1 rRNA gene is annotated in these 1,742 nt (G+C 50.4%); it reads left to right on the top strand.

The annotated features are described in order from the left end of the window. The first annotated feature begins 191 nt into the window (after window positions 1-191). Window positions 192-1,737: ribosomal RNA gene (locus FcAc13_RS12000) — 16S ribosomal RNA — on the top strand. Window positions 1,738-1,742 lie beyond the last annotated feature (5 nt).

The following is a 1,742-nucleotide window of genomic DNA, read 5'->3' as shown; positions in this document are numbered from 1 at the left end:
ATACGCAACCCTTGAGACAGTAAACCTAGAAGGTAAACTGTTAGCTCTTTAAAAAGTAAAAACAGACAATCTGTGTGGGCACTGTTAGGACAAAAGATATGAAGTCTACGGACTGAAAAAATTAAGTCTTAATAAGTGACACTGAAGATTCATTTGAATATGTCAGAGACAGTTATTGAGCATCAAACTTTAAATTGAAGAGTTTGATCATGGCTCAGATTGAACGCTGGCGGCAGGCTTAACACATGCAAGTCGAACGGTAACATGGGTGCTTGCACCTGATGACGAGTGGCGGACGGGTGAGTAAAGTATGGGGATCTGCCGAATGGTGGGGGACAACAGTTGGAAACGACTGCTAATACCGCATAAAGTCGCGAGACCAAAGGGGGTGCTTAAGTTTACTTAGGTGCACTTGCCATTTGATGAACCCATATGGGATTAGCTAGTTGGTGAGGTAATGGCTTACCAAGGCGACGATCTCTAGCTGGTCTGAGAGGATGACCAGCCACACTGGAACTGAGACACGGTCCAGACTCCTACGGGAGGCAGCAGTGGGGAATATTGCACAATGGGGGAAACCCTGATGCAGCCATGCCGCGTGTATGAAGAAGGCCTTCGGGTTGTAAAGTACTTTCGGTGGTGAGGAAGTTGTGTGTATGAAAAGTGCATATAATTGACGTTAGCCACAGAAGAAGCACCGGCTAACTCCGTGCCAGCAGCCGCGGTAATACGGAGGGTGCGAGCGTTAATCGGAATGACTGGGCGTAAAGGGCATGTAGGCGGATGATTAAGTTAGGTGTGAAAGCCCCGGGCTCAACCTGGGAATAGCATTTAAAACTGGTCGTCTGGAGTACTGTAGAGGGAGGTAGAATTCCACGTGTAGCGGTGAAATGCGTAGAGATGTGGAGGAATACCGGTGGCGAAGGCGGCCTTCTGGACAGATACTGACGCTGAGATGCGAAAGCGTGGGGAGCAAACAGGATTAGATACCCTGGTAGTCCACGCTGTAAACGATGTCGATTTGGAGTTTGTTGCCTAGAGTGATGGGCTCCGAAGCTAACGCGATAAATCGACCGCCTGGGGAGTACGGCCGCAAGGTTAAAACTCAAATGAATTGACGGGGGCCCGCACAAGCGGTGGAGCATGTGGTTTAATTCGATGCAACGCGAAGAACCTTACCTGGTCTTGACATCCATAGAATCTGGCAGAGATGCTGGAGTGCCTTCGGGAACTGTGAGACAGGTGCTGCATGGCTGTCGTCAGCTCGTGTTGTGAAATGTTGGGTTAAGTCCCGCAACGAGCGCAACCCTTATCCTTTGTTGCCAGCGATTAGGTCGGGAACTCAAAGGAGACTGCCGTTGATAAAGCGGAGGAAGGTGGGGACGACGTCAAGTCATCATGGCCCTTACGACCAGGGCTACACACGTGCTACAATGGCGTATACAAAGGGAAGCGAAGGTGCGAGCTGGAGCGGACCTCCTAAAGTACGTCTAAGTCCGGATTGGAGTCTGCAACTCGACTCCATGAAGTCGGAATCGCTAGTAATCGTGAATCAGAATGTCACGGTGAATACGTTCCCGGGCCTTGTACACACCGCCCGTCACACCATGGGAGTGGGTTGCACCAGAAGTAGATAGCTTAACCTTCGGGAGGGCGTTTACCACGGTGTGATTCATGACTGGGGTGAAGTCGTAACAAGGTAACCGTAGGGGAACCTGCGGTTGGATCACCTCCTTACGAAG

Source organism: Frischella japonica (genome assembly GCF_014489845.1).
Lineage (GTDB): Bacteria > Pseudomonadota > Gammaproteobacteria > Enterobacterales > Orbaceae > Frischella > Frischella japonica.
Note: the sequence above shows the minus strand (reverse complement) of the source record. Positions and strands in the feature narration are given on the sequence as shown.